The sequence below is a fragment of the Methylibium sp. genome (assembly GCF_031393925.1).
Lineage (GTDB): Bacteria > Pseudomonadota > Gammaproteobacteria > Burkholderiales > Burkholderiaceae_C > Methylibium.
Genome location: NZ_JANMWL010000282.1, coordinates 1 through 2,846, shown reverse-complemented (window position 1 = coordinate 2,846; position 2,846 = coordinate 1). Strand labels below are relative to the sequence as shown.

The window sequence follows — 2,846 nt, the reverse complement described above, 5'->3', positions numbered from 1 at the left end:
CCCCGCCGACTTGAGCACCCGCCGCGAAATGGCCCAACGATGGACTTCAGACGGGCCGTCGTAGACGCGAAACGCGCGGATCTCGCGGAAGATTTTTTCGACCACCGTGTCGCCGGTCAGGCCCAGGCCGCCGAGCACCTGCACGCAGCGGTCGGCAATGCGAAACAGCGCCTCCGAGCAGAACACCTTGGCCACGCTCGACTCGTGGCGCGCCTGCTTGCCCTGGTCGAGCAGCCATGCGGTGTGCCAAATCGCGAGCCGGCACATGTGCAGGTCGATGTCGTTGTCGGCCAGCATGAAGCCCACGCCCTGGTGTTCGCCGATCGACTTGCCGAACGCCTGGCGCGTGCCGGCGTAGGCCACGGCGATGTCGTGCGCGCGCCGCGCCGCGCCGAGCCAGCGCATGCAGTGCGTGAGCCGGGCCGGCGCGAGCCGCACCTGCGCATAGCGCAGGCCCTGGCCGAGCTCGCCCAGGATCTGGGTGGACGGTATGCGGCAGCCCTCGAACACCATGGCGGCATGGCCGCCCGGGAAGCTGGAATCGATGGAATCGATGATGCGTTCGATGCGGATGCCGGGTACGTTCATGTCGGTGAGGAACATCGTCGGGCCGCCACCCTCGCCTTCGACGCGCGCCATCACGATCGCGAGGCTGGCGCCTTCGGCCCCGGTGATGAGCCACTTGCGGCCATCGATCACGTAGTGATCGCCTTCCAGGCGCGCCGTGGTCTGGAGCAGCGCAGGGTCGGAGCCCGCACCGGGGCTGGGCTCGGTCATGCAAAAGCAGGAGCGAATCTCGCCGCTGGCCAGCGGCACCAACCAGCGCTGCTGGTGCTCCTGGGTCGCCACCGCTTCGAGCAAATGCATGTTGCCTTCGTCGGGTGCGGCGCAATTCAGTGCCAGCGGCCCGAGCATCGCGTAGCCCGCCTCTTCGAACACCACCGCGCGGCCGACGTGCGTGAGCCCGAGGCCGCCGTGCGCGGTGCTGACATGCGGCGCCAGCAGGCCGGCGCGACGCGCCAGCGCGTTGAGCTCGCGCCGCAGCTCGTCGCTCGGCCCGTGCGCGGACAGCCGCGGGTCCCGCTCGAAAGGAATGATCTGCTCGCGCACGAACTCGGCGGTTCGTGCGCGCAGGGCAAGGTGTTCGGCGCTGAGTGTGAAGTCAATCATCGTGGTTCCTGGTGGTCAGGTGGCGCGGCCGTGCGCGACGGCGTGGGTGAAGTCGAAGATGTCGCGGCTCAGCTCGGCAAGCGTAGCGGCTGTCGGTGGTGCTGCCGGCGCGGTGCCGCGCGCCGAGCTGCAGGAACACGACGCCGAGCTTGAACAGGGCGAGCACGCGGTAGAACAGAAAGTCGGAAAGGTCGCGCCCGGTCGTCGCGGCATAGGCGGCCAGCACCTCGGCGCGCGTCCAGAAGCCGGCCGCTGCGGTCGGCATCTGCCCGAGCGCCTGCATGCTGGCCGGGTCGTCCGGCTGGGTCCAGTAGCTCAGCAGCGTGGCCAGGTCGAACAGCTGGTCGCCGCGGGTGGCCATGTCCCAGTCGAGCACGGCGCGCGACTCCAGCGAGGTCGGGTCCAGCACGATGTTGTCGAGCTTGAAGTCCGAGTGCAGCAAGGTCGGCGCGCCATCCGGCACGCCGTGCTGCCGCAGCCACCGCACCAGCTCGGCGATGAGCCGGGTCGTCCGTGTCCTGACTGACCCGGCGCGCGCGCTCCGCCCAGCCCTCGCAGGTGCGCCGCAAAAAACCCTCGGGACGGCCGAACTCGGCCAGCCCAACCTGCTGCGCCTGCACGGCGTGCAAAGTGGCGAGCAGGCGCACCATCGACGCCGACAAACGCGGGCCGACTTGCTGCGCCGTGAAGCCGGGCGGCAGTTGGCCACCGATGACCAGCCCGGGCTGGTAGCTCATGACGAGGAAGTGCGCACCGATGACGCCCGGGTCGGCGCAGTACAGCAGGCTTTGCGGCGCGCAAGGGTAGGCGCGCCACAGCGTGCCGAGCACCCGGTGCTCGCGTGCCATGTCGTTGGCGCCGCGTGGAATGTCACCGAAGGGCGGGCGACGCAGCACGCAGGGCCGGCCATCGATGCTCAGCAGGAAGTTGAGGTTGCCCAGTCCGCCGGCGAACTGCCGGGGTGCCGTGCCCAGGTCGAGGTCGAAGCCCCGCGTGTCGAGGTAGGTGCGCAAGCGCGCCCAGTCGAGCACGGCGGACTCGCTCTCGGGCCGCAGCTTCAGCCATGGGTTGTCGCCGATGGCGTAGATGTAGGTGCCCCACTGGGTCTTCTTCAGGAACAGCGCCGTGGCCGCAGCGGCCAGGGCAAACATCACGAGCGGCATGGGCGCGCTGAGCAGCGTGCCGCGGCCAACCATGACGGCGAAGCCCGCGAACATCGCCAGGAAGATCCAGACGACGATGACTTGCTGGGAAAGGCGGGGGCGTTTCAACGGCGTCTTCGGTTGGAGTCGAGCGGCTGGCGCGGCGTCACTGCCTCGACTCCCGTCAGGCGGTGCGCAGCGGAGAACTCGCCGCCGTTTCGCTTTAGTCCGATTGTCTGACACACGGACAATAAGGTAGACAGCCGGTGCCGCGCCTTCTACGGGACAAACCCTGGGGCGTGCGCTTGGAGCTCGGGGGCACCTACGTCTCGGCACAGCTGGCGATCTGAATCGCCGCTTGACTGGCGTTGCTCATGAAATCTGTCTTCAGACGCAACTGACCGATCAGCTGTGCGTGGTGTCGGGCGGACCGTGCCAGTACGAGGGCGCCAACATGAAAGACGCCCACGCCGAGAGCAAGGTTCGCAAGGCCGACTTCAATGCGCTGGTGGAGGTGCTGCAGCAAGCCATGGA

1 protein-coding gene and 1 pseudogene are annotated in these 2,846 nt (G+C 68.6%); both read right to left on the bottom strand.

Going from position 1 to position 2,846, the window contains the following annotated elements:
• Positions 1 to 1,167 (bottom strand): acyl-CoA dehydrogenase family protein (locus tag RMO12_RS14700; RefSeq protein ID WP_309639850.1); only part of this gene is annotated, 1,167 nt, incomplete at its 3' end.
• Positions 1,163 to 2,321: pseudogene (locus RMO12_RS14695) on the bottom strand (phosphotransferase family protein). The gene RMO12_RS14700 and the pseudogene RMO12_RS14695, both read right to left, overlap by 5 nt.
• Positions 2,322 to 2,846: the final 525 nt, after the last annotated feature.